The 1,704-nt window shown below is 41.5% G+C and carries 2 pseudogenes; one reads left to right on the forward strand and one right to left on the reverse strand.

What is annotated here, in order from left to right:
* Window positions 1-255, forward strand: a pseudogene (locus tag F6K49_RS46350) (IS4 family transposase); the annotation flags it as partial.
* Window positions 256-628: 373 nt separating this feature from the next.
* On the opposite strand, the pseudogene F6K49_RS46355 reads toward F6K49_RS46350, so the two are convergent.
* Window positions 629-1,704: pseudogene (locus F6K49_RS46355) on the reverse strand (IS4 family transposase); the annotation flags it as partial.

The following is a 1,704-nucleotide window of genomic DNA, read 5'->3' on the forward strand; positions in this document are numbered from 1 at the left end:
TATAGTTGGGCGACTTTTAAAGGGCAAGAAATAAAAAATAAAGGTGTACAAAAATATGTTGGTCGAGTTAAAGAGTCTGGACGTATAGAAAGGAGACATAGCAGCTTTTACATCGGCTTATATGGCCAAAATTGGGTGAGTTTTATGGAGTCGTGTTGGGATTTGGTTCAGGAGTTAATGAGGTTAAATCGCAATAAACTGGAGTATTATTTACGAGGGCTAAGAGCTCGAACGCTTATTCTTTCTACATTATAGCTTTCATGTCACCCCGTCAGGTCTAGTTGCCATAATTTACACCGGATTAAGGGTGCCACTTCTAGGTCAAAGGGGGTTGTTGCTTCACGTTGTACTTGTTGCTGTAAGATAGTCTCCCGTTCTGGTTCTGGGTATTGTTTTAGGTCTACTACATTGATGTTGATGGTGCTGTCGGGGTGAATTCAATACGGTTCGGTTAAGCTCTAAGCAGTATTGATTACATAGAATGTTCGTGTTTCACTTTTGGCTCCAATTCCTTTATGTATTGGTTTCTTGGAAGGAAATTTAGCTCTAGTTTTTTTAACTACTCGCGGGTTACTTCTTCCTTCGCGCTCTGGGATCTGCTCGTCAAAGATTTCTGTCATTAGCCAGGTTAAAAAAAAGGGACTTCTTCTGGCTCAAGACGTTGAAATTTAGGAAGGGCACGACGCACAACATTAAGGGTTCCGGTAAAACTTAATCGTAAAGGGGAGATTTGAGCACGCTCGGCCACTTGATACATTAGGGAACGTACAGCCCAATGACCAAGAAGCCAACCGTAAATTTCTTGAACTACCTCACGAGGGTTTAGGGAGCGAATTGGAGTTTTGCGACCATTAAGGTGAACTTTGAGTTCATCAATAGTATTTTCTACTTCCCAACGTTGATGATATTCAATCGCCAGTAATAAAGCCGGGAATAAAGCCATATCTGTCAAACTAGTAATAAGGCGGTAAATTTCTGGCTCTCCATCAGTATCAATGGTATATTCAATGACTCGTACTAGGATTTTCGTACCACCCTTTTTCTTTGATTTACGATCAGGGGTAATCCACGATAGATAAGAACCATCTGCCAAAACTTTTTCTACCTTGAATAAGGCATTTTTTGGCACTCGTCCTAAGTAATCACATTTTTGGCCAAGGGTTGCTCTTACCATTCCATAAGAATGTAGTCCTCTATCCCACATCAACAACATTCCTTCCATTACTGACCGTAGTAACTTTTTTGCTCTAACTCGCTCACCAATGCGGTATGGACAGATTAACGCATCAACGATTAAATGCGTTCCGGCTTCAATTAGTAGCACTAAGCGGACTTTGGGGAAGGCGGTTTGAGTACCAGGACGACTACCAGGATATCCAAACACCCTTGCGTTTTTATCGGTATCTGGTACATCGATGCTTTGTGCCATCTACTGCCATTATTCGCAGTCCTCCTTTAAAAGCTCCTGGTGTGTCAACTGTTGCGTGCATGACTTACTACTGAATGGAAAAGACGACTGATTACCTGACACCCTATTCTTTGTCGTGCTTCAGTAATTGAGGATTTACAAGGTACTCGCCAATACTTCCCCACTCTCACCCAAGCTTCACTCAAACCATCTACTAGATTTTTCAGTACTGTTCTCATAGAAGCTTTTGACCATAAACTCATGGCAATGATTAAACAGACAACCAAATGTGAAGG

The organism is Moorena sp. SIO3I6 (assembly GCF_010672095.1).